The organism is Streptomyces sp. NPDC003027, from assembly GCF_053591435.1.
In genome coordinates this window covers 36,095-60,552 of the sequence record NZ_JBSFTU010000002.1, presented here as the reverse complement: position 1 = coordinate 60,552, position 24,458 = coordinate 36,095, and the positions used below count along the sequence as shown (strand labels likewise).

General features: G+C 69.5%; 17 protein-coding genes. 10 read left to right on the top strand and 7 right to left on the bottom strand.

The window, feature by feature from the left end; genetic code table 11:
• Positions 1–125 precede the first annotated feature (125 nt).
• Positions 126–545, top strand: a complete 420-nt coding sequence (locus tag ACWDX6_RS01980; RefSeq protein ID WP_451483000.1) for an ATP-binding protein — start codon at positions 126–128, stop codon at positions 543–545.
• 147 nt (positions 546–692) lie between these two features.
• Entirely contained in the window at positions 693–3,260 is a 2,568-nt protein-coding gene (locus ACWDX6_RS01975; protein ID WP_451482999.1) for a SpoIIE family protein phosphatase, read from the top strand.
• 12 nt (positions 3,261–3,272) lie between these two features.
• Here the strand turns inward: ACWDX6_RS01975 and ACWDX6_RS01970 are convergent, their stop codons facing one another.
• From ACWDX6_RS01970 to ACWDX6_RS01940, 7 genes are all read right to left on the bottom strand, one after another.
• Entirely contained in the window at positions 3,273–3,980 is a 708-nt protein-coding gene (locus ACWDX6_RS01970) for a PspA/IM30 family protein (protein ID WP_451482998.1), read from the bottom strand.
• A gap of 26 nt (positions 3,981–4,006) precedes the next feature.
• A complete protein-coding gene (locus ACWDX6_RS01965; protein WP_451482997.1) occupies positions 4,007–6,133 on the bottom strand; it encodes a TPM domain-containing protein in 2,127 nt (708 codons plus the stop codon).
• 203 nt (positions 6,134–6,336) lie between these two features.
• Complete coding sequence (locus ACWDX6_RS01960) at positions 6,337–7,455, bottom strand: amidinotransferase (RefSeq protein WP_451482996.1); 1,119 nt, start codon at positions 7,453–7,455, stop codon at positions 6,337–6,339.
• A gap of 118 nt (positions 7,456–7,573) precedes the next feature.
• Positions 7,574–8,347 (bottom strand): succinate dehydrogenase/fumarate reductase iron-sulfur subunit, encoded by a 774-nt coding sequence (locus ACWDX6_RS01955; RefSeq protein ID WP_451482995.1) that lies wholly within the window; start codon positions 8,345–8,347, stop codon positions 7,574–7,576.
• A complete protein-coding gene (locus tag ACWDX6_RS01950; RefSeq protein WP_451482994.1) occupies positions 8,344–10,239 on the bottom strand; it encodes a fumarate reductase/succinate dehydrogenase flavoprotein subunit in 1,896 nt (631 codons plus the stop codon). Before ACWDX6_RS01950 ends, ACWDX6_RS01955 begins: the two co-directional genes overlap by 4 nt.
• Before the next feature lies 1 nt (position 10,240).
• Complete coding sequence (locus tag ACWDX6_RS01945; protein ID WP_451482993.1) at positions 10,241–11,077, bottom strand: hypothetical protein; 837 nt, start codon at positions 11,075–11,077, stop codon at positions 10,241–10,243.
• A gap of 10 nt (positions 11,078–11,087) precedes the next feature.
• On the bottom strand, positions 11,088–11,312 hold the full coding sequence (locus tag ACWDX6_RS01940) for a hypothetical protein (protein WP_403288277.1): 225 nt from the start codon (positions 11,310–11,312) through the stop codon (positions 11,088–11,090).
• A gap of 305 nt (positions 11,313–11,617) precedes the next feature.
• Between ACWDX6_RS01940 and ACWDX6_RS01935 the strand changes: the two genes are divergently transcribed.
• From ACWDX6_RS01935 to ACWDX6_RS01900, 8 genes are all read left to right on the top strand, one after another.
• Positions 11,618–14,113, top strand: coding sequence for an ABC transporter family substrate-binding protein (locus ACWDX6_RS01935; protein WP_451482992.1), 2,496 nt, complete (start codon positions 11,618–11,620; stop codon positions 14,111–14,113).
• Between the two features lie 290 nt (positions 14,114–14,403).
• Positions 14,404–16,305 carry a translational GTPase TypA gene (gene typA / locus ACWDX6_RS01930; protein WP_451482991.1) on the top strand — a complete coding sequence of 634 codons (1,902 nt, stop codon included), beginning with the start codon at positions 14,404–14,406 and terminating at the stop codon, positions 16,303–16,305.
• Positions 16,306–16,751: 446 nt separating this feature from the next.
• The gene (locus ACWDX6_RS01925) at positions 16,752–18,386 is read left to right on the top strand and encodes a peptide ABC transporter substrate-binding protein (protein WP_451482990.1); all 1,635 of its coding nucleotides are present in this window, start codon (positions 16,752–16,754) and stop codon (positions 18,384–18,386) included.
• A 92-nt stretch (positions 18,387–18,478) separates the two neighbouring features.
• Entirely contained in the window at positions 18,479–19,405 is a 927-nt protein-coding gene (locus tag ACWDX6_RS01920) for an ABC transporter permease (protein WP_451482989.1), read from the top strand.
• A complete protein-coding gene (locus ACWDX6_RS01915) occupies positions 19,398–20,348 on the top strand; it encodes an ABC transporter permease (RefSeq protein WP_451482988.1) in 951 nt (316 codons plus the stop codon). The genes ACWDX6_RS01920 and ACWDX6_RS01915 overlap by 8 nt, the downstream gene beginning before the upstream one ends.
• Positions 20,349–20,365: 17 nt before the next feature.
• Positions 20,366–21,424, top strand: a complete 1,059-nt coding sequence (locus ACWDX6_RS01910) for an ABC transporter ATP-binding protein (RefSeq protein ID WP_451482987.1) — start codon at positions 20,366–20,368, stop codon at positions 21,422–21,424.
• Positions 21,417–22,565, top strand: coding sequence for an ABC transporter ATP-binding protein (locus ACWDX6_RS01905; RefSeq protein WP_451482986.1), 1,149 nt, complete (start codon positions 21,417–21,419; stop codon positions 22,563–22,565). The genes ACWDX6_RS01910 and ACWDX6_RS01905 overlap by 8 nt, the downstream gene beginning before the upstream one ends.
• Positions 22,566–22,763: 198 nt before the next feature.
• Complete coding sequence (locus ACWDX6_RS01900) at positions 22,764–24,389, top strand: peptide ABC transporter substrate-binding protein (protein ID WP_451482985.1); 1,626 nt, start codon at positions 22,764–22,766, stop codon at positions 24,387–24,389.
• Positions 24,390–24,458 lie beyond the last annotated feature (69 nt).

Sequence of the window (24,458 nt, the reverse complement as noted above, 5' to 3'; positions counted from 1 at the left end):
CCACCGTGCGCCCACCGAGCCCCCGCCCGCGATATCCCGCCCTGAATATCGGGTATGTGCTGATTAACCCCCCGAAATAGGACGTGGGCCTTCCTGCTGGTGCTGGGCTGGGGAAGTGATCGGGCGTGATCGACACCGAAGGCGACTGCGCCGAATGGAACTTTCCGGCGGAGGCCAATGCCGTGCGCACCGCCCGCCACGCGGTGCGCGACACGCTCCGGGCCTGGCGGCTCGACGCGGTGATCGGTGACGTCACAGTCCTGCTGGTGAGCGAGCTGGTGACCAATTCCCTGCGCTACGCCTCGGGCCCCATCGGCGTGCGGCTGGTCCTCCTCCACGCCGACGGCGGGGACTCCCGCCACCCCCTGGCCCTCCTCGTAGAAGTCTCCGACCCGCTTCCGGATCCGCCCACCGAACGCTCCGCCGGACCCGATGACGAGGGCGGCCGCGGCCTCCAGCTCGTGGCCTGTTCCGCTCGCCGCTGGGGGACCCGGAAAGGCAGGACGGGCAAGACAGTGTGGTTCGAGCTGGCCCTGCCTGGTTAGAAGACGGTTGGGACAACGATCAACGGGGGCTCGGCTCAAAATGAACGAGACCACCCTGTGATCGTGAACGTCGTGCCGTCGGGGGCCGTAGTGCTGAATACTGCGGGCATGGCCGGTCCGGTGCGGTGAGCTGGAGGGGACGGTCGCGTGAGCGAGATACCTGAGACGGCGAGCGGCGTCGTGTGGCAGAGCAGCCCGCCGGGGTCGATCTATGACTACATCAGGGTCGCCTCCTTCTCGATAGGGCCCGACGGGCTCGTCGACCAGTGGAGCCGACGGGCCGTCGACCTCTTCGGCGTGCCCGCCGAAGAGGCGATGGGCAAGGACCCGGTCGAAGCCTTCATGCCTGCGGACCTGCGCGAACGTGGCCGCCGTCGGGTCGCGGAGATCCTCGACGGCAAGGAGTGGACGGGCCTCGTCCCCTTCCGTATACCGGGGCAGAACCGCCCCGAGGGAATCGCCGAGATGTACGTCATGCCCAGCGAGACCTCCACCGGGGAACGGGCCGCGCTCTGCATCGTCGTCGACGTACGCGCGCTGCGGCGCATCGAGACCGACCTCGCCGCCTCACAGGCCATTTTCGGCCAATCGCCCTTCGGTTTTCTTCTGTTCGGCACCGACCTCACCGTCAAGCGCGCCAACCAGCGCTTCGCCACCGTCTTCGGCGGATCGGCCGACGACCACCGGGGCCGTACCGTCCACGACTATCTCTCGCACCCCGAGGCCGAGCGGATGACAGCGGCCCTCCGGCGGGTGCTGGAGACCGGCGAGGCCGTCACCGAACTCCAGATCGTCGGCGCGGCCCCCGGCTCCACGGACCGGCGCCACTGGTCCATCAACCTCTACCGCGTGCACAGCGGCACCGGTCGGCCCATCGGTGTCGCCGGGCTCGGCATCGATGTGACCCGCCGGCACAACGCCGCCCGCGAGGCGGCCAACGCCCGCCGCAATCTGGCCCTGCTCAACGAGGCCGGCGCCCGCATCGGCAACTCCCTCGATCTGGAGGCCACCGCCCGCGCACTCCTGGACGTCGCCGTCCCCGGCTTCTGCGACCTCGCCTCCGTCGACCTCTACCAAGGACTGCTGACCGGCGACGAGGCCCCGCCCGGGCGGTGGGGCAGCTCCCACGACGTCGGCTACGGAGCCGGCAGCGCCGAACTGCGCCGGGTCGCCGTCGCCAGCGCCGTCTCCGACACCCCGACCAGGACCCCCGACCCCGCCCACGGCGACGGCTGTTGCGGCACCGACCCCGTCCAGGTCGGCTCCGTCCACCGCTACCCCTTCAACTCGCCCTGCGCCGGAGCGCTGCGCACCGGACGCATACGGACCATGCCGGGCGCGGACGGCGGCCTCGTCCAGACCACCCTCGTGGTGCCGATGGTCGCCCACGACATCGTCGTCGGCCTCGTCCAGTTCTCCCGTACCAAGGGCAGTGAGCCCTTCGGGGAACGCGACCGGGCCCTCGCCGTCGAACTGGCCGCCCGGGCCGCGGTCTGCATCGACAACGCCCGCCTCTACCGGCGCGAGCACGAACGCGCCCTCATCCTCCAGCGCAGCCTGCTCCCTCCCGGCGACCCCGAGGCCGCCGGTCTCGACATCGCCTGCCGCTATCTCCCCGGTACGACGGCCACCGAGGTCGGCGGCGACTGGTTCGACGTCATCGAACTCCCCGGCCACCGCACCGCCCTGGTCATCGGCGACGTCATGGGCCGCGGGCTGCGGGCGGCCGTCGCCATGGGCGAACTGCGCACCGCCGTGCGCACCCTGGCCCAGCTCGACCTCGAACCCGCCGAGGTCCTCTCCCATCTCGACGAGATCGCCCGCGGCCTCGGCGCCCCGGCCGGCGCCCAGCAGAACCCCCGCGCCCACAAGGCCCGCGGACCCGAACTCTCCGAGGTCTACCTCGCCACCTGCGTCTACGCCGTCTACGACCCGGTCACCCGGCGCTGCACCTTCGCCAACGCCGGCCATCTGCCCCCCGTCCTCGTCGAACCCGGCGAGGCGGCGCTGCTGCTCGACGTGCCCCCGGGGATGCCGCTCGGCGTCGGCGGCGAGCCCTTCGAGGAGGTGGAGGTCGAACTGCCCGAGGGCTCCCTGCTTGCCCTCTACACCGACGGACTCGTCGAGTCCCGGGACCACCCGCTCGACGAGGGCCTGAGCGCCTTCCGCAGCGCGCTCGCCGACCCCGCCCGGCCCCTCGAGGACGTCTGCGACCACGTACTGACGACCCTGGACACCCAGCACGGCGAGGACGACATCGCCCTCCTCATGGCCCGCATCCAGGGGCTCCCCTCGGACGCGGTGGGCGACTGGCGGCTGCCGCGCGAACCACGCTCGGTCGGCCGGGCCCGCGAACTGGCCCGGGTCCAGCTCGCCGCATGGGGTCTCGAACCCCTCGTCGACACCGTCGAGCTGCTCGTCAGCGAGCTGGTGACCAACGCCCTGCGGTACGGCGAGGGGGAGATCAGGCTGCGGCTGCTGCGCGACCGCACCCTGGTCTGCGAGGTCTGGGACGCCGGCCTGGTCCAGCCGAGGCGCCGCCGGGCGCGGGACACCGACGAGGGCGGCCGTGGACTGCAACTGGTCGGACTGCTCAGCGCCGCCTGGGGCTCGCGCCGGACCCCTCGGGGGAAGACGGTCTGGTTCGAGCTGCCTCTCCCGGACGGCGACGGCGTCGCCGAGCCGACGGTGGAGCAGCTCCTGAGCATGTTCTGACCGCCGACCTGCCTACCCCTTGAGCGCCGCGAGCCGGGCCTCGATCTCCGTGCTGTCGCCGAGTGCGTCCAGCTGCTCGAACTGGGCGTCCAGGGAGGAGGCGGCCAGCTCCTGCTTGCCCAGCGCCTTGGCCTCCTCGCGGCGTACCTTGTCCTCGAAGCGGCTCAGTTCGCTCGTCGGGTCCATGACGTCGATGCTCTTCACCGCGTCCATCATCCGGTTCTGCGCCTGGGCCGACTTGGCCCGCGCCACCAGCTCGTCGCGCTTCGCCGTGAGCTCGCCGAGCTTCTGCTTCATCTGGTCCAGGCCGGCCTTCAGCTTCTCCACCACCTCGGTCTGGGAGGCGATCGTCGGCTCGGCCGTCCGCGCCTCCCTCTCCGACTGGAGCTGACGGCCCAGCGCCACCTTCGCCAGGTTGTCGAACCTGTCGGCGCCCGCCGTCTCTCCGGCCGCCCGCAGCTCGTCCCCCTTCCTGCTCGCGGCCAGGGCCTTCTCGCCCCACTCCTTGGCCGCGTCCACGTCCTCCTGGTGGTCCTGCTCCATCAGCCGCAGATTGCCGATGGTCGTCGCCACGGCCTCTTCCGCCTCCGCGATGTTGCTCGTGTAGTCGCGGATCAGCTGGTCGAGCATCTTCTGCGGGTCCTCGGCCTGGTCCAGCAAGGCGTTGATGTTGGCTTTCGCCAACTGGGCGACACGGCCGAGGATGGTCTGCTTGCTCATGTTCGTTCTCCTTGAACGCCAATGGGTCAGAAACGGCCGCCGCCGCCCAGTCGGCCGCGAGTACCACCGCCGCCGAAGCTGCCGGGCCCGCCCCTCCCGCCCCCGCCGAGACCCCCTCCGAAACCTCCGCCGAATCCCCCGCCGTGGCCGCCGCCCCTGCCGCTCCCGAACAGTCCGCCGAGGATGATGCCGCCGAGCACCGCGCCGCCGAGCCCGCCGCCGCCTCCTCCCACCCCCGTCATACCGCCCATGCCGTCCGGGTTCCCGTACATACGGACGTCCTGCTCGGCCAGGTCCTGCGCCCGCCGGGCGAGAACGTCCGCCTGCCGGGCCTCGGCCAGCGCGCCCTGCGGGTCCTCGGCGGCGGCCAGCGCCCGCGCCTCCTCCAGCCGGCGCTGGGCCTCGGCCAGCCGGGTGCGCGCCTCACTCTCGACCGCCCCGCGGTGCGTCGTGACGTAGTCGGTGGCCGCCCCGATCGCCGAGCGCGCGGTCAGCATCGCCTGCTCCAGGAGCGCACGGGCGCGCCGTGTTCCCGACTCGCGCTCTCGCGCGCCCTCCAGCGCCTCGTCGAGCGCCCCGTCGGCCTCCTCGACCCGCCGCAGCGCGTCGATCGGGTCGTAACGTCCCGCGTCCACCGTCCGCCGCACATCGGCGACGACCGTCTCCGCCCGTGCGATGCGGCCCCGCAGATCAGCGGTGGAGACCCCCTCCGCCGTGCCCCCGAGCAGACCGCGGGCGTCGGCGAGGTCGGCCTCGGTCTCGCTCAGCGCGGTCGGCAGCTTCCCCACCGCCTCGGCGAGCTCCCGTGCCCGCCGGTCCACCGCCTCGCTGAGCCGCGCCGCCTGGTCGACGGCGCTCTCCGCCGCCCTGATGTGCACGGCCGCGGCGCCGTTGTCGTCCGCGTCGAGCGCCTGCCGGGCCTGGTCGAGGTTGGCCGTCGCGAAGACCAGCCGGTCCTTGGCCTGCTCGACGTCGCTCGCGACCGGGGCGGAGGCCGCCTCGGCGTACCGCTCGCGCATCGCGGTCAGTGTCGCCTCAGCCGTGACGACCCGCCCGGTCTGCTCGCGGAACGCTGCCTCGGCCGTCTCCAGCGCTTCGGGAGCGCGGCGCTCCAGGGCCCGAAGCCGGTCGAAGGCCTCCGCCTCGCCGTCCAGGCGCGCGTTGGCCTCGCCGCACCGTCTGACGATCTCGTCCAGCATGGAGCGGCGGGTCGCGTCGTCCTCCGGGAACGCGTCGTCCAGCTGCTGCCGCAGCCGGAACGCGGCCGTCAGCTCCTCCTTGGCGAAGGCCACGGCCTCGGTGAAGGGCTCCACGGCCGCCTCACCGAACTGGGCCGTGGCGAAGCCCAGTTCCTCCTGGCTCGTGCGTACGGCGTCGTCGGTGGCGACCAGCTCCTGCCGGGCCTGTCCATCCAGCTCCTCCAGCGAAGGCGGCGCGGGCTCCTTCGCCGCGTGCCGGCCGCCCTGCCCGCCCCAGCCGCCCCGTGCGCCGTGCGGTGTCGTACGGGTCTCGCTGCGCCGCCGGCGTTTGGCGTACGCGTAGGCCGCGACGGCCCCCGCCCCGCCGACCAGAACGAGCGGCAGCACCAGATCCGTCGCCGAACCGCCCTCCTCGCCCGCCCCGCCCGGATCGGCGGCACCCGGAGTGATCGAGGGAGTGGGAACCGGCTGTCCGGCGAGTACGGCGTCGAAGCCGTTCGCCGCGCCGATCGCCGCCCCGGCCCAGTCGTTCTGGCGCAGCGCCGGCTCGATGGCGGTCCGCGCCACGTCGTCGAGCTGACCCTGGGTGAGACGGGAGTCGGGGTCGGCCGCATAGGCGTACTGCCGGTCGTGGGTGGCTACCGCGAGCAGCACGTCGTCGGGCCCCAGACCGTTGCGGTCGGCGGTGGCGTCCGCCCAGCTCACGGCCGAGCGGCCGGAGAAGTCGCGTACGTAGACGACGAAGAGCTGCACGCGCCGGTCGTCGTACAGCCGGTCCAGGGCCTGGGTGACGGCTGCGCGGCGGTCGCCCAGCGCCCCGACCCGGTCGGTGATCTGCCCCTCGCGGGACAGCGCGACGGGGTCGTCGGCATGGGCGCCGTGAACGGCGGGCACGACCAGCCACCACGCCGCCACCAGCACCGCGAGAAGGGCTCGGGTGGCTATTCGCGTCACATGGGGAGGTTATGTCCTGATCTATCTGGCCGCGACCGGGCGGACCTGTCTCCCCGGTCAGGGCGTCACTGCCAGTGGTCGCCTCTACGGTGTATCCCGGTCCAGGCATGACTGGGCGACATCCTGGCCACCGAGGGGCCCGAGAGGCTGCGGCCGGACGGCCTACCGCGAGGAGCCGGCACTGAGCTGAGCCGGAAGAGGTGTCAGGAGAAGTACGACTCCAGCGTGCCGCGGCGCCGCACGTCGAGCGTCGCACAGTGGAAGGAGCCGCCGAACGGCGCGTAGTGCAGCAGATCGCACGGGATCGGCTCGAAGCCCCACCCTTCGAGCGCGCGCAGCATCGCGGTGTGGTGCCGCTCCACGATCACCCGCTTCTCGTCGATCATCAGGACGTTCATGCTGAGCCACTTGCCGCACAGCGAGGTCATCTTGAGCAGGCGGTCGTCGAGCGGATCGGGCTCGGGCGCGACGAGCACGTCCCATGAGCTCAGGACGTCGGGCAGGCGGTCGACGTCGAGGTACTCCGGGTTGACGAGCACCTTGCCCGGCGCGAGCAGCAGGAACGTCGTGTCGATGTGCATCGGCGTGCGGCAGCGGCTCTCGATCTCGTGGATGCGGTAGCCCGGCCCCAGGTGGCGGCGCAGCCAGTCGATGCCCATGCGGTTGGTGACGTTGCTCCGCGTGACGAACAGGTCCCGCCCCGCGCGCACGAAGTCCGCCGCGTCGAACACCGGCTCGAACTCGGTGAGGATGTAGCGCATGGGCTCGCCGGGCCCGGGGGTACGGAAGCCCGGCTCGAAGAGATCGTCGGTGAGCTGCGGCCGGGGCGCCGCCGTCCAGCGGGCACCGCGCCGGAAGTAGTCCTTGAGGAGCGTGCGATAGGAGTGGGTCTCGAAGTACCGGCACGGCCAGGCCATCGGGGTCTCGATGATCTCGTCGCCGATCACCAGCATGCTGTCGCGCGGGCAGGTGTTGCAGAACCCGCGTGAGGACCAGTCCGGGGTGCTGAAGCGCTGCCTGTGGTCGACCGGGTCGGGGCGGGTGACCGTGACACCGAGGGACCGCAGCAGCGCGATGAACTGGTCGAGCTCCTGCTGCGCCGGCTCGATCAGCCTGCGCGGATACCGGAACCCGGCGGCGAGCCCCTGGAACCGCGCCGCCCACGGCGGGATGTTGCAGGCCACGACCGGATGGTCGGAGGGGATCGTCGCGCCGTCGAGGCGCCCGACGATGACCTCCTCCAGCGGGTCCCACTCGTTGTGCGAACTGACCGGCGAAACGAGAGGTTCCGCGATGCTGTCCGTCGTGGCCGGCGCCGCCATCACGCGTACCGCCTTCCTCACAGTGTCGTGACGTGCTGTACCGGACACCCTACTCAGGGTGCCGCGATGTGGCCTGTCGTGGCGAGGGCCTCTCCGGCCCCGATCCACGGGACAGGCCCTACGCCCCCCGTCGGCGGATCTTGTTGCCCAGCCACACCAGCGGGTCGTACTTCCGGTCCACCGCCCGCTCCTTCAGGGGGATCAGCGCGTTGTCCGTGATCTTGATCCCTTCGGGGCACACCTCCGTACAGCATTTCGTGATGTTGCAGTACCCGAGCCCGTGCTCGTCCTGCGCGGTCCGCTTACGGTCGACGCCCGCCTCCCGCGCCGCGTCCAGCGGGTGCATGTCCAGCTCCGCGATCCGCATCAGGAAGCGCGGGCCGGCGAAGACGGCCTTGTTCTCCTCGTGGTCGCGGACCACATGGCAGGTGTCCTGGCACAGGAAGCACTCGATGCACTTACGGAACTCCTGCGGCCGCTCCACGTCCTCCTGGCGCATGCGGTACTCGCCCGGTGCGAGGCCCTCCGGCGGGACGAAGGCCGGGACCTCACGCGCCTTCTCGTAGTTGAAGGACACGTCCGTCACCAGGTCCCGGACGACGGGGAAGGCCCGCAGCGGAGTCACCGTGATGACGTCGTCCGGGCCGAAGACCGACATCCGGGTCATGCACATCAGCCGCGGCCGGCCGTTGATCTCGGCCGAGCAGGAACCGCACTTGCCCGCCTTGCAGTTCCAGCGCACGGCGAGATCCGGGGCCTGTGTGGCCTGGAGGCGGTGGATGATGTCGAGGACCACCTCGCCCTCGTTCACCTCCACCGTGAAGTCGGTCAGTTCCCCGCCGCCGGCGTCGCCGCGCCACACCTTGAAGGCGGCCTGATAGCTGCTGCTCACTCGTACAGCTCCTCTTCGGCGAGGTACTTGACCAGCTCCTCTTTCTCGAAGAGCGCGAGCAGGTCCGGACGGATGGGTTCCGTGCGTGTCCGTTCCAGGGCGATGCCGTCGCCCTCGACGCGGCACAGCAGGTTCACCGCGCGCCACCGCCGTTCCATCGACGGGCAGTCCTCCCGGGTGTGCCCGCCCCGGCTCTCGGTCCGCTCCAGCGCCGCCCGGGCGACGCACTCGCTCACGAGCAGCATGTTGCGCAGGTCCAGGGCCAGGTGCCAGCCGGGGTTGAACTGCCGGTGCCCCTCGACCCCGGCCCGCCGGGCCCGTTTGCTCAGCACGGCGATCCGCTCCAGGGCCTCGGCCATCTCGCTCTCCCGCCGGATGATGCCGACGAGGTCGTTCATCGTCTGCTGGAGTTCCTGGTGGAGCGTGTACGGGTTCTCGGCCGGCCCCTCCGAGGCCGGTGCCTCGGCCGCGCCGAACGGGGCCAGGGCCTCTGCGGCCGCCGCGTCCAGAGCGCCCTCCGGGACGGCCGGCCGGCCGCCGCCCGCCGCGTACTCGGCGGCGTGGAGCCCCGCCCGCCGGCCGAACACCAGCAGGTCGGAGAGCGAGTTGCCGCCCAGCCGGTTGGAGCCGTGCATGCCGCCCGCGACCTCCCCGGCCGCGAAGAGACCCGGCACGCCCAGCGCCGCCGCCGTGTCCGATTCGACCGCGACACCGCCCATCACGTAGTGGCAGGTCGGCCCGACCTCCATGGCCTCCGCCGTGATGTCCACGTCCGCCAGCTCCTTGAACTGGTGGTACATCGACGGAAGGCGCCGCTTGATGACCTCCGCAGGCATCCGGGTCGACACGTCCAGGAACACCCCGCCGTGCGGCGAGCCCCGTCCCGCCTTCACCTCGGAGTTGATGGCCCGCGCCACTTCGTCGCGCGGCAGCAGCTCGGGCGGGCGCCGGTTGTTGTCCGGGTCCTCGTACCAGCGGTCGCCCTCCTCCTCCGTCTGCGCGTACTTGTCCTTGAAGACGTCGGGGACGTAGTCGAACATGAACCGCTTGCCCTCGGAGTTCCGCAGCACCCCTCCGTCGCCGCGCACCGACTCCGTGACCAGGATCCCCTTCACCGACGGCGGCCAGACCATCCCGGTCGGGTGGAACTGCACGAACTCCATGTTCACCAGCGGAGCGCCCGCGAGCAGTGCCAGGGCGTGCCCGTCGCCGGTGTACTCCCAGGAGTTCGAGGTCACCTTGAAGGACTTGCCGATCCCGCCCGTGGCGAGCACCACCGCCGGCGCCTCCAGGACGAAGAAGCGCCCGGTCTCGCGCTCGTAGCAGAAGACCCCGCTCACCCGGCCTGCCTCGTCCTTCAGTACACGCGTGACGGTGCACTCCTGGAAGACCTTCAGCCGGGACTCGTACTCGCCGGTCTCGCGGAAGTCCTCCTGTTGGAGGGCCACGGTCTTCTGCTGGAGCGTGCGGATCAGCTCCAGGCCCGTCCGGTCGCCGACGTGCGCGAGCCGCGGGTACTCGTGGCCGCCGAAGTTGCGCTGGGAGATCCGGCCGTCGGGCGTACGGTCGAAGAGGGCGCCCCAGGTCTCCAGCTCCCACACCCGGTCCGGAGCCTCGCGCGCGTGCAGCTCGGCCATCCGCCACTGGTTGAGGAACTTCCCGCCGCGCATGGTGTCGCGGAAGTGGATCTGCCAGGTGTCGTGCGGATTGGCGTTGGCCATGGAAGCGGCGATACCGCCCTCCGCCATGACCGTGTGGGCCTTGCCGAAGAGCGACTTGCAGATCACGGCCGTACGGGCGCCCCGCTCGCGCGCCTCGATGGCGGCGCGCAGCCCGGCGCCGCCCGCGCCGACCACGACCACGTCCCACTGCTGCCGTTCGACTTGCGCCATGTCAGAAGATCCTCGGGTCGTCGAAGGTGCCGGTGGCGAGCAGGTACACGTACAGGTCGCAGAGGGCGACGCTGATCAACGAGGTCCAGGCGAGGAGCATGTGGCGGGCGTTCAGCTTTCCGACCAGACCCCACAGGCGGTAGCGGACGGGGTGCCGGGAGAAGTGCCGCAGCCGGCCGCCGACGATGTGCCGGCAGGAGTGGCAGGAGAGGGTGTACGCCCAGATCAGCACGATGTTGACGAGGAAGATCACCGTCCCGAGCCCGGCGTGGCCCCAGGCGTACGAGGCGTCCCGGAAGGCCAGCACCGTGTCGTAGGTGAGGATCGCGGCGACGGGGAGGGCGGCGTAGAAGAAGTACCGGTGGATGTTCTGGAGGATCAGCGGGAAGCGGGTCTCGCCGGTGTACTTCTTGTGCGGCTCGGCGACCGCGCAGGCGGGGGGCGAGGCCCAGAACCCGCGGTAGTACGCCTTGCGGTAGTAGTAGCAGGTCAGCCGGAAGCCGAGCGGGAAGATCAGGATCAGCAGGGCGGGGGAGAGGCCCCACCAGCCGCCGAAGATCTCCCAGTTGGGCCCGTCCTTCATCGGGACGCAGTTCTCCGCCAGGCAGGGCGAGTAGAACGGCGAGACGTAAGGGGCGGCGTAGTAGTGGCTGTTGGCGAAGGCCCGCCAGGTGGAGTAGACGACGAAGGCGAGCAGTCCGGCGGCGGTGGCGGCGGGCGCCAGCCACCAGCGGTCGGTCCGCAGGTGGCGGGGGGCGATGACCGCGCGAGAGGGGGCGTGCACTCCGGTGGAGGGCGCCCCCTTGTTCAGGGAGGGTGGTTCGGTACCTGTGGCCAACGGAGGTCTCCTAGGGGGCGTGCCGGTCGCGTGCTCCCAGGCCCTCGTCGTCCGAGTCCGTCCACAGCCCGCTGTCGTAGGGGGTGTCGGGGATCGTCACGAAGTCCGTCCGGCCGCTCGTCGGCACCGGGGGGACGCCGTGCTCCGCGGCGATACTGCGTTCCAGCTGTCCGACGGTGCGGACCAGCTCTTCGAGGCAGCGTTTGACGGCCGCCAGATCGTCCTGAAGGGTCATGGATTGCCCTCACTTCCGCGATTGCGGGTGGCGAACACGCGCTGGGGGTCCCCCTGGTCGAGCGAAGCCGAGCTCGGGGGAGAGTGTCGCGCGTCACATCCCGCTTGTGAAGCCATCTGAAGCGATGTGCCGGGATTCCACTCGTCCGGGTCGGCCGACTCGCCCGGCGGTTGGGCCGCACGGGTGGCTTTCGCCCGCCGCGCCGCCGTGTCGCCGTCGTCGGGCCGGTCGCGTCCCTTTCAGTGTATGAGCAATAGGTGTGATCATCTCTAAATGCCATAAAACTGGACGAAGGGGTACAAGTCATGTCCCAGGTCGGCGCCCCTCGCGGGAGGACATGCTCCAGGAGCCCCCGCTCCCGCACACTCCGCTCCGTCGCCCCGCTCACGAGTGCGGTGCTCGCCGTCTCCGTGCTGGCCGGTTGCAGCTCCCGGGACGAGGCCGACGAAGCCCCGGTCGCCGCCCAGGACCACGCGCCCACCGTCCGCGACCAGGTCACCGACGGCGGCACCGTGCACTGGGCCGTCGACGCGATGCCCACCACGCTCAACGCCTTCCAGGCCGACGCCGACGGGGCCACCGCACGCATCGCCGGGGCCGCGCTCCCCTCTCTCTACACCCTCGACCAGCGCGGCCGGCCGCAGCGCAACGCCGACTATCTGGAGTCCGCGCAGATCGTCGAGACGGAGCCGAAGCAGGTCGTCCTCTACAAGCTCAACCAGCAGGCGGTCTGGAGCGACGGCCGCGAGATCGGCGCCCCCGACTTCGTCGCCCAGTGGCGCGCGCTGAGCGGCCGGGACACCGCGTACTGGACCGCCCGCAACTCCGGGTACGAGCGGATCGACAAGATCGAGCGCGGCAAGAACGACCTGGAGGTCCGCGTCACCTTCGGCAAGCCGTACGCCGACTGGCAGTCCCTCTTCACCCCCCTCTACCCGAAGGAGGTGATGGGCTCCCCGAACAGCTTCAACGACGGCGCGCGCGCCACGCTGAAGTCGACCGCCGGCCCGTTCCAGCTGGGCCCGGTCGACCGCAAGGCCGGCACGGTCACGCTCGTACGCAATCCCCGCTGGTGGGGGCGGCCCGCCAAGCTGGACAAGATCGTCCTGAGGGCCGTGCCCCGCACGGAGCGGGTGGCGGCGCTGGCCGCGGGCGATCTCGACCTCGCCGAGATCGACCGGACCGCCGCGGAGCGGATCGCGCTGGCGGTGCGTGACGCCGGCTCCGGCCGCGGCGGCAGTCAGCCGCTGGCGCACGGGCCCGGTGCGGCGATCACACCGTCCGCGGCGCTGAGGTCCTGGGCGCTGGCGCACGGCTCCGACGCGGAGCGGGCGCAGGAGGTCCAGGCCGCCCGGGAGCAGAACCAGCGGGCGATCGAGCGGTACGCGGCCGAGCAGCGGGCGCTGAGCGCGTTCGTGGTGCGCAAGTCCCTGGAGCCCGCCTACACCCAGCTGTCGCTGAACGGGGAGTCGGGGCCGCTCAGCGACGAGCGGGTACGGCGGGCGGTGGCCCGGGCGATCGACCGCCAGGAACTGGCCGAGATCGTCCTCAAGCCGCTCGGGCTGCCCGCGAAGCCGCCGGGCAGCCACCTCGCCCTGGCCGGGCAGGCGGCGTACGCGGACAACAGCGACGCGCTCGGCGGCCAGGACACGGCGGAGGCGCGGGCGCTCCTCGCGGACGCGGGCTGGGTTCCGGGCGGCGCGAACAAGAAGCCGGCCGGGGCGAAGGCCGGCAGCGAGGCGGAGCCGGGCGCGGAGAAGGGGACGGAGAAGGGCGCCGGGAAGGACGCGGAGAAGGCCCCGGCGAAGACGGACGGCGAGAACAAGCCGGAAGGCCCCAGGCAGGGCGAGGAGAAGCGGTCCCAGGCGAAGAAGCCCGAGGCCGACGTCGCCTCCGACGACGGCCTCTACATCGTCGGCGACGACAAGCCCGGCGGTACGGCGGCGGCCCCCGCGGACGGCGGGGCCGACGCGCCCGCCCTCGGCGCCGTGGGCCCCGAGAACGGCACCGACATCCTCGCCCCCGCCCCGGGCGCGGCCCTCCAGAACGTGGCCCTGCTCCGCCAGGCCGCCTCGCTCGGCGCCACCCGCGACTCCGGCTCCGGCCTCGATGCCGGCACCACGACCGAGGCCGGGGCCCGGCAGGCGGACCGGGCCGACAAGGGGGTCGCCGGCGCCTACGCGCCGCGCGGCACCGCCGCCCCCGCCGTGCCCGCGGCGGCCGCCCAGCCCCTGGGCAAGGACGGCAAGGCGCTCAGCCTCCGCTTCGTCCTCCCCTCGGGACCGGGCTCGGAGTCCCTCCGGGCGGTCGGTGACAAGATCGTCCAGATGCTCGACGCGGTGGGCATCCGCACCACGGTCACCAAGGTCTCCGACGACAGCTTCTTCAAGGACCACATCGCCTCCGGCGAGTACGACCTGGCCCTCTACTCCTGGCCCGCGACGGCGTTCCCCGCAACGGACGCCCGGCCGATCTTCGCCAAGCCCCAGCCCGCCTCGGACGGCTCCCTCCTGGTCGAGCAGAACTACGCCCGGGTCGGCACCGACCGCATCGACCAGCTGTTCGACCAGGCGGTGGCCACGCTGGACGAGAAGGAGGCCCGCGAGCTGATCCGCCAGGCCGACGCCCGGATCTGGGCCGCTGCCGGATCGATTCCCCTCTATCAGCGCCCCCAGCTCGTCGCGGCCAGGAAGAGCGTGGTGAACGCGGGCGCCTGGGGCTTCGCGACCCCGCTCTACCAGGACATCGGGTTCAAGAAGCCCGAAACCGCCAAGGGAGCCGAGCGAAACACGAAGAACTAGCCAAAAGCGCAGGTCACAACCTCAGAACCCGCTCAAGTGCCTTGCCCGCCGGTGTCCCCGGCGGGCAGGATCGCGTCCGGCCCCTTGACCCGGCCCGCTCGTATCCGCACCCCCAGCGCAACGCACCACCGAGGCAGTCCGGAACTTCCCGGAAGATCCTCTCGAATCCGGTCGGGGAAGCCCCTTGCGCGGCGGCCCCGTACCATGGGACGTAGCCGTGGCGCGTCCGCCCGGCGGGCGTACGAGGAACTGACGCCGCATCCCACGATCCGAGAGAAGCGCAAGCACCCATGCCCACGCGCCACGACATCCGTAACGTCGCCATCGTCGCCCACGTCGACCATGGCAAGACGACCATCGTCGACGCCATGCTCAAGCAGGCCGGTGCCTTCGCCGCCCACCAGCACCTCGACGACCGCATGATGGACTCGAACGACCTGGAACGTGAGAAGGGCATCACGATCCTCGCCAAGAACACGGCGGTGAAGTATCACCCCAAGGACGGCGGGTCCCCGATCACGATCAACATCATCGACACCCCCGGCCACGCCGACTTCGGTGGCGAGGTCGAGCGCGGTCTGTCGATGGTCGACGCGGTCGTCCTTCTCGTCGACGCCTCCGAGGGCCCGCTCCCGCAGACCCGCTTCGTGCTGCGCAAGGCCCTCCAGGCCCGGATGCCCGTCATCCTCTGCATCAACAAGACGGACCGCCCGGACTCCCGGATCGACGAGGTCGTCAACGAGACCTACGACCTGTTCCTCGACCTGGACGCGGACGAGGAACAGATCGAGTTCCCGATCGTCTACGCCTGCGGCCGTGACGGCGTCGCGTCGCTGACCAAGCCGGAGGACGGCACCGTCCCGGCCGACAGCGACAGCCTGGAGCCGTTCTTCTCCACGATCCTGGAGCACGTCCCGGCCCCGACGTACGAGGAGGACGCGCCGCTCCAGGCCCACGTCACCAACCTCGACGCCGACAACTTCCTCGGCCGTATCGCGCTGCTCCGTGTCGAGCAGGGCGAGCTGCGCAAGGGCCAGACGGTCGCGTGGATCAAGCGGGACGGTTCGATCTCCAACGTCCGCATCACCGAGCTGATGATGACCGAGGCGCTCACCCGCAAGCCGGCCGAGGTCGCGGGCCCCGGTGACATCTGCGCCGTGGCCGGTATCCCCGAGATCATGATCGGCGAGACCCTGGCCGACCCGGAGAACCCGGTCGCGCTGCCGCTGATCACGGTCGACCAGCCGGCGATCTCCATGACCATCGGTACGAACACCTCGCCGCTCGTCGGCCGCGGTGGCACCGGCAAGGGCGCGGACGCCAAGTCCGCCGTGAAGGACCGCAAGGTCACCGCCCGCCAGGTGAAGGACCGTCTGGACCGCGAGCTGATCGGTAACGTCTCGCTCCGCGTCCTCGACACCGAGCGCCCGGACGCCTGGGAGGTCCAGGGCCGTGGTGAGCTCGCGCTCGCCATCCTGGTCGAGCAGATGCGCCGCGAGGGCTTCGAGCTCACCATCGGCAAGCCGCAGGTCGTCACCAAGGAGGTCGACGGCAAGGTGCACGAGCCGGTCGAGCGCCTGACGATCGACGTCCCCGAGGAGCACATGGGCGCGGTCACGCAGCTCATGGGCGTCCGCAAGGGCCGCATGGACAACATGTCGAACCACGGCTCCGGCTGGGTCCGCATGGAGTTCGTCGTTCCGTCCCGTGGCCTCATCGGCTTCCGTACGGAGTTCCTGACCCAGACCCGCGGTACGGGCATCGCGCACTCGATCCACGAGGGCCACGAGCCGTGGTTCGGCCCGCTGGTCACGCGGAACAACGGCTCGCTGGTCGCCGACCGCGCCGGCTCCGTCACGCCGTTCGCGATGATCAACCTGCAGGAGCGCGGTGTGCTCTTCACCGAGCCCGGCACCGAGGTCTACGAAGGCATGATCGTCGGTGAGAACTCGCGCTCCGACGACATGGACGTGAACATCACCAAGGAGAAGAAGCTCACCAACATGCGTGCGGCTTCCGCGGACAACACCGAGAACGTGATCCCGCCGCGCAAGCTCTCCCTGGAGCAGTCGCTGGAGTTCTGCCGCGACGACGAGTGCGTCGAGGTGACCCCGGAGGCCGTGCGTATCCGCAAGGTCGTCCTGGACCAGAAGGAGCGCGGTCGTACCGCCTCCCGCGCCAAGCACGGCTGATCGTCCGTCGGACGGCCGACGTGGTGACCATCGCCGCATCGACCTGACATAGTCTCATCTCCAAGGCCCGGGCCCCCGCAGTCACTGCGGGGGCCCGGGCCTTTCGTCAAATCCATTTCACGGGCCGGGTGTCCGGATATCGGCCGTCGCTCTCCGGAACGTGTGTTAACGGTCCGTTTCGGGGGTGTCTGTCTGTGATCGCTTTGTCCGGATTTCGGTCTCTAGGCCCTTGGTGATGTTGTCAAAACGAGACCACTTAAGTGTGGTTTACAGCCCGGACGTACTTAATAGTTGGCTCCATTGAGCTCGGGTCAATGGGTCTCGCACTGTGGGGAGTGCCGACTCACGAGCACACTCGGGGAACTTGAGTACATCGCCGTCAGGGGTGTCGGCGGACTCGAAGTGCCCCCTCTCGTAGTGACAAGTGGACTCATGAGGAGGAACCCATGCGCGGTGCCAAGAGCGCCAAGTGGGTAGCGGGCGCGATCGTCGTCGCCCTGGCAGCAACCGCCTGTGGCGGCAGTGACAAGGGTGGGGAAGGCAAGGCGAAGGCCGGAGGCGCGGTGAGCGTCGGTATTTCCGAGCCGAAGCGCCTCATCCCCGCTACGACGACCGAGTCCGAGGGCTCGCAGGTGCTGGACGCGCTGTTCCGTCCGCTCGTCAGCTACGACGCCAAGAACCAGCCGGTCGAGGACGCCGCCGAGTCGATCACCACGACCGACAACTCGCTCTGGACCATCAAGATCAAGCCGGGACAGAAGTTCCACGACGGCACCCCGGTGACCGCCAAGAGCTACGTCCAGGCCTGGAACTGGGGCGCCTACGGCCCGAACGCGGCCGACGGCAACTACTTCTTCGCCACCATCGAGGGCTACGACGCCCTCAACCCGAAGGACCCGGACGGCGAGGAGGGCGCGAAGAAGGCCCCCGAGCCGACCGCCAAGGAGCTCAGCGGCCTGAAGGTCGTCGACGACACCACCTTCACCGTCAAGCTGGCGAAGCCCTTCGCCGACTACAAGACCGTTCTCGGTTACACGGTCTTCTACCCGATGCCGGACGCCGCCTTCAAGGACATCAAGGCGTACGAGCAGGCCCCGATCGGCCAGGGCGCCTTCAAGATCGAAGGCAAGTGGGACCACAACAAGGCCATCAAGGTCGTCAAGAACCCCGACTACACGGGCGACAACAAGCCCAAGGTCGACTCGGTGACCTACAAGATCTACCAGAAGCAGGAGACGATGTATAAGGACGTCGTCGCCGGCGCCCTGGACGTCGTCCCGCAGGTCCCGAGCTCGGAACTGGCCAACGCTCCCAAGCAGTTCGGCGACCGCTTCAAGTCGTCCCCGGCCTCCACCTTCCAGTTCGTGTCGTTCCCGACGTACGACAAGAAGTACTCGAAGCCGGAGGTCCGCAAGGCGATCTCCATGGCGATCGACCGCGAGGAGATCACCAAGGTCGTCCTCAACGACTCGCAGTCGCCGGCCCGTTCCTTCGTCTCCCCGGTCGTGGGTGGCTACCGCGAGAACACCTGCGGTGACACCTGCAAGTTCGACCCGGCCGCCGCCAAGGCGATGCTGGCCAAGGCCGGCGGCATCGAGGGCAACAAGATCAACATCGGCTACAACGGCGATGGCGCCCACAAGGAGTGGGTGGACGCCACCTGCAACCAGATCAAGAAGAACCTCGGCGTCGACTGCGTCGGCACGGCCGTCCCGCAGTTCGCCGAGCTGCTGACCCAGGTCGAGCAGAAGAAGTTCTCCGGCATGTTCCGGATGGGCTGGATCATGGACTACCCGTCCATGGAGAACTACCTCGGCCCGCTGTTCACCACCGGTGGTTCCTCGAACTACTACGGCTACAGCAACAAGAACTTCGACAAGCTCGTCGAGGAAGGCCGCGCCGCCAAGACCTCCGCCGAGGCCATCAAGCTCTGGCAGCAGGCCGAGGACATCCTCGTCCAGGACATGCCGGTGATCCCGCTGCGCTTCGGCAAGAACGTGTTCGCGCACAGCAAGAACGTGTCGAACGTCGAGATGGACCTCTTCAACCGGGTCGACGTCACCAAGATCTCCAAGGCCTGACGGCCTTAAGGCATCTGACCCACATTTAAGAGTCGAGAACGGCGGCGGGGGCCGGCAACACCGGCCCCCGCCGTTTCTCGCGAGGAGGACCCATGGGCCGGTTCGTCATCCGACGAATCCTTCAGATGGTGCCCGTCTTCATCGGCACCACGTTCATCGTCTTTTTGCTCGTCACGCAGATGGGTGGCGACCCCATCCAGAACCTGTACGGCGAGAAGCCCGTACCCGACAACATCCGAGCCACGCTCACCGCCCAGTACCACCTGGACGAGCCGTTCTGGATGCAGTACTGGTACTACTTCACCGGGCTGCTCCAGGGCGACTTCGGTGAGTCCATCGCGCAGGGCCGGCCGATCGCCGAGCTGCTCGCCGAGGCCTGGCCGGAGACCCTGAAGGTCGCGGGCGTGGCCTTCACCTTCGAAGTGTTCATTGGTGTGGCCGCCGGTGTGCTCGCGGGCATGCGCCGTGGCAGCTTCATCGACAACCTGGTGCTGGTCTCCACCCTGACCGTCATCGCCATCCCGATCTTCGTGCTCGGCAACGTCGCCCAGACGTTCCTGGGCGTCGAGTGGGAACTCTTCCCCGTCGCCGGCACCGACGATGGATTCATCAGCTATCTGCTGCCGGGTATGGTGCTCGGCGCGGTCTCGCTGGCGTACATCGCCCGTCTCGCACGGGCATCGGTCGCGGAGAACCTGCGCGCCGACTACATCCGGACCGCGAAGGCCAAGGGCCTTCCGAAGAGCCGGGTCATCGGCATCCACGTGCTGCGCAACTCGCTGATCCCCGTGGTCACCTACCTGGGCGCCGACCTCGGCTCGCTCATGGGCGGCGCCATCGTCACCGAGGGCATCTTCAACATCCCCGGCGTGGGCTTCCAGCTCTTCACCTCGCTGAACGTGGAGGACGGACCGGCGGTCGTCGGATTCGTCAGCCTGCTGGTGCTCGTCTACCTGATCACCGCGCTGGTCGTGGACATGCTGTACGCCGTGCTTGACCCGAGGATTCGCTATGAGTGAGACCACCCAGAAGACCGACACGGTCGTCAACCCGGCCGGGCCCGACGTGCCCGTGTCGCCCAGCCCGGCCAAGCAGGACAAGGCGCGCAGTCTCGCCCAGGACGCCTTCCGGGACCTGATCCGCCGTCCGATGTTCCTCGTCTCGGCGACTCTGATCCTCTTCATCCTGGTCATCGCGGCCTTCCCGAGTCTCTTCACCAGCGTCGACCCGCTCGACTGCAACCTGAAGAACTCGATGGCGGGTCCGAGCGGAAGTGCCTGGTTCGGCTACAACTTCCAGGGCTGCGACGTCTACTCGCAGACCATCTACGGCACGCGCAACTCGATCATCGTCGGTGTGCTGACGACCGTCTTCTCCCTGCTCATCGGTGGCTTCGTCGGTGTGCTCGGCGGCTTCTTCGGCAAGTGGACGGACGCCCTCCTCTCGTTCGTCACCAACGTCTTCTTCGGTCTGCCGCTGCTGCTCGCCGCGATCGTCATCCTGAACAACTTCCGTGACGAGAAGGGCATGCGCAACGCCGGCGTGATGGCCGTGGTGCTCACGCTGACCGCCGTCGGCTGGATGTCCATGGCCCGCGTCATGCGCGGCGCCGTCATGCAGGTCAAGCAGGCCGACTACGTCGCCGCCGCCCGCTCGCTGGGCGCCTCGACCTGGCGGCTGATGTTCCGTCACGTCATGCCGAACTCCATCACCCCGGTCGTCGTGGTCGCCACGATCTCCCTGGGTGTGGTCATCAGCGCGGAGGCGACCCTGAGCTTCCTCGGTATCGGCATCAGGCCCCCGGCCATCTCCTGGGGCGTGATGATCTCCGAGGCGCAGCAGCGCATCTCGCAGGGCCTGCACCCGCTGCTGTTCCCGTCCGGAATGCTCAGCATCACGGTCCTCGCGTTCATCATGCTCGGCGACGCGGTCCGTGACGCCTTCGACCCGAAGCTGCGCTGAGAGTGAGGACGAACGCAGTGACTACCATCGACAAGACCGCGAGCGTCCCCGCGCCGCGTGACGGCGAGACCTTCGACGGCCCGCTGCTCGACGTGCGGGACCTCCATGTGGAATTCCGTACCCGCGAGGGTGTCGCCAAGGCCGTGAACGGTGTCTCGTACTCCGTGAAGGCCGGCGAGACGCTCGCCGTCCTCGGCGAGTCCGGTTCCGGCAAGTCCGTGACCGCGCAGGCCATCATGGGCATCCTCGACACCCCGCCGGGGTTCGTGACCAAGGGAGAGATCCTCTTCCACGGTCGGGACATGCTCAAGATGTCCGAGGACGAGCACCGCAAGGTGCGCGGCAGCAAGATCGCGATGATCTTCCAGGACGCGCTGTCCTCGCTCAACCCCGTGCTCAGCGTCGGCTACCAGCTCGGCGAGATGTTCCGGGTGCACCAGGGCCTCTCCAAGAAGGAGGCCAAGGTCAAGGCGATCGAGCTGATGGACCGGGTGAAGATCCCGGCCGCCGCGGCCCGGGTCAACGACTACCCGCACCAGTTCTCCGGCGGTATGCGCCAGCGCATCATGATCGCGATGGCGCTCGCCCTGGAGCCCGACCTGATCATCGCGGACGAGCCCACCACGGCGCTCGACGTGACCGTCCAGGCCCAGGTCATGGACCTCCTCGCGGAGCTCCAGCGGGAATACAACATGGGTCTGATCCTGATCACCCACGACCTCGGCGTCGTCGCCGACGTCGCGGACAAGATCGCGGTCATGTACGCGGGCCGGATCGTCGAGCAGGCGCCGGTGCACGAGCTGTACAAGCGCCCGGCGCACCCCTACACCAAGGGCCTGCTCGACTCGATCCCGCGCCTGGACCAGAAGGGCCAGGAGCTGTACGCGATCAAGGGCCTGCCGCCCAACCTGCTCAAGATCCCGTCCGGCTGCGCCTTCAACCCGCGCTGCCCCAGGGCCGAGGACATCTGCCGCACCGAGGTCCCGGCGCTCGCGCCGGTGTCGGAGCAGGACGGCACGGAACTGCCGGGCCGCGGCAGCGCCTGCCACTTCTGGAAGGAGACGATCCATGGCTGAGCTCGGCAAGAAGGATGAGGCCGTGGACGCGACCCCCAATGTCACCGAGGTGGCGACGGTCGACGCGGCCACCGAGGCGGAGGCCGTAGCCGCCATCGAGGCGCCGGTCGAGCGGGGGGAGCCGATCCTCCAGGTGCGCAACCTGGTCAAGCACTTCCCGCTGACCCAGGGCATCGTGTTCAAGCGGCAGGTCGGCGCGGTCAAGGCCGTGGACGGGATCTCGTTCGACCTCTACCAGGGCGAGACCCTCGGCATCGTCGGCGAGTCCGGCTGTGGCAAGTCCACGGTCGCCAAGCTGCTGATGAACCTGGAGCAGGCGACCGCGGGCGAGGTCTTCTACAAGGGCCAGGACATCACCAGGCTGTCCGGCCGGGCGCTGAAGGCCGTCCGCCGGAACATCCAGATGGTGTTCCAGGACCCGTACACCTCGCTCAACCCGCGGATGACGGTCGGCGACATCATCGGCGAGCCCTTCGACATTCACCCCGAGGTGGCCCCGAAGGGCGACCGGCGCCGCAAGGTGCAGGAGCTGCTCGATGTGGTCGGTCTGAACCCCGAGTACATCAACCGCTACCCGCACCAGTTCTCCGGCGGCCAGCGCCAGCGCATCGGCATCGCCCGCGGCCTCGCGCTCAACCCGGAGATCATCATCTGCGACGAGCCGGTCTCGGCCCTGGACGTCTCCGTCCAGGCGCAGGTCATCAACCTGATGGAGAAGCTGCAGGACGAGTTCAACCTCTCCTACGTCTTCATCGCGCACGACCTGTCGATCGTCCGGCACATCTCCGACCGGGTCGGCGTGATGTACCTCGGCAAGATGGCCGAGATCGGTACGGACACGCAGATCTACGACCACCCGACGCACCCCTACACCCAGGCGCTGCTGTCGGCGGTCCCGGTTCCGGACCCCGAGGCCCGTGAGGGCCGCGAGCGGATCATCCTCACCGGTGACGTCCCCTCGCCGGCCAACCCGCCGTCGGGCTGCCGCTTCCGCACCCGCTGCTGGAAGGCCGAGGAGCGGTGCGCCACCGAGGTCCCGCTGCTCGCGATCCCGGAGCGGTTCCAGGGTCAGGACACCCCGGCCGCGCACGAGTCGGCGTGCCACTTCGCCGAGGAGAAGGACGTCGTCCACGCGGTCTGACCAGCTCGTACGTCTGTGCGGAAACATGCTCGTACCTCTGTACGGGACTCTGTACGGGATGAGCCCCCGGCACCCCCTTCGGGTGCCGGGGGCTCCGTGCGTCCGGGCTCGGCGTCCGGGTGTCAATAAAGTGCATCGCGTCACATATGGGGTGATATTGAGGCCTACGTGAGACTCGGGACACTCAGGAGGCACCTCATGCGCGGAGCCACGCACGCCAAGTGGGCCGCACTGGCCGCGGCCGTCGCCCTCGCGGCGACCGCCTGCGGCGGCGGTACGGACACCGGCGCCGGTGGCGCCGACGGCATCGTGAGCTCTTCCTGGGGCGATCCGCAGAACCCGCTGGAACCCGCGAACACCAACGAGGTCCAGGGCGGCAAGGTCCTCAACATGATCTTCCGCGGTCTCAAGAAGTACGACCCGAAGACCGGCGAGGCCAGGGACATGCTCGCCGAGCGGATCGAGACGACTGACTCGACCAACTTCACCATCACCGTCAAGGACGGCTGGACCTTCTCCAACGGCGAAAAGGTGACCGCCAAGTCCTTCGTGGACGCGTGGAACTACGGCGCCCACTTGAGGAACAACCAGAAGAACGCCTACTTCTTCGGCTACATCGAAGGCTACGAACAGGTCCACCCCGAACAGGGCCAGCCCAAGGCCCAGACCATGTCCGGCCTGAAGGTCGTGAACGACAGGACCTTCACGGTCAAGCTCACCCAGAAGTTCTCCACCTTCCCCGAAACCCTCGGCTACGTCGCCTTCGCCCCGCTGCCCCGGGCGTTCTTCGACGACCACGCCGCCTGGCTCTCCAAGCCCGTCGGCAACGGCCCGTACACCGTCGACTCGTACGCCAAGGGCTCCCAGATGGCCCTCAGACGGTGGGACGGCTACCCCGGCGAGGACAAGGCGCGCAACGGCGGAGTGACCCTCAAGGTCTACACCGACAACAACACCGCCTACACCGACCTGACGGCCGGAAACCTCGACCTCGTCGACGACGTGCCCGCCTCCCAGCTCAAGAACGTCCAGGCCGACCTGGGCGACCGGTACATCAACGTCCCCGCCGGCATCATCCAGACGCTGTCCATCCCCTTCTACGAACCCGCCTGGAACCGGCCGGGCCAGGAGAAGCTCCGCAAGGGCATCTCCATGGCCATCAACCGGCAGCAGATCACCGACACGATCTTCCAGAAGACCCGCACCCCGGCCAAGGACTGGACCTCCCCGGTCCTCGGCGCGGAGGGCGGCTACAAGGAGCTCTGCGGCGAGGCCTGTGAGTTCGACGCGGCCGAGGCCAAGAGGCTGGTCGCCGAGGGCGGCGGCATCCCCGGCGGCACGATGAGGATCTCGTACAACGCCGACACCGGCTCCCACAAGGAGTGGGTGGACGCCGTCTGCAACTCCATCAACAACGCGCTGGGCAGCAACAACGCCTGCGTCGGCAACCCCGTCGGCACCTTCGCCGACTACCGCAACCAGGTCACCACCCAGAAGCTCAAGGGCCCCTTCCGGGCCGGCTGGCAGATGGACTACCCGCTCATCCAGAACTTCCTCCAGCCGATGTACTACACCAACGCCTCGTCCAACGACGGCAAGTACTCCAACCCGGAGTTCGACAAGCTCGTCGACCAGGCCAACGCGGAGACCGACACCGCGAAGGCCGTCGAGCTGTTCCAGCGGGCCGAGGAAGTCCTCCGCGACGACATGGGCGCCATCCCGCTCTGGTACCAGAACGGCAGCGCCGGCTACTCGGACCGGGTCTCCGACGTCGCGCTCGACCCGTTCAGCGTGCCCGTCTACAACGAGATCACGGTCAACTGACGCACGGGCGACGGCGGTACGGCCCGGCGTCCCTCCCGCGCCGGGCCGTACGCCTTCCCCCCACCCCCC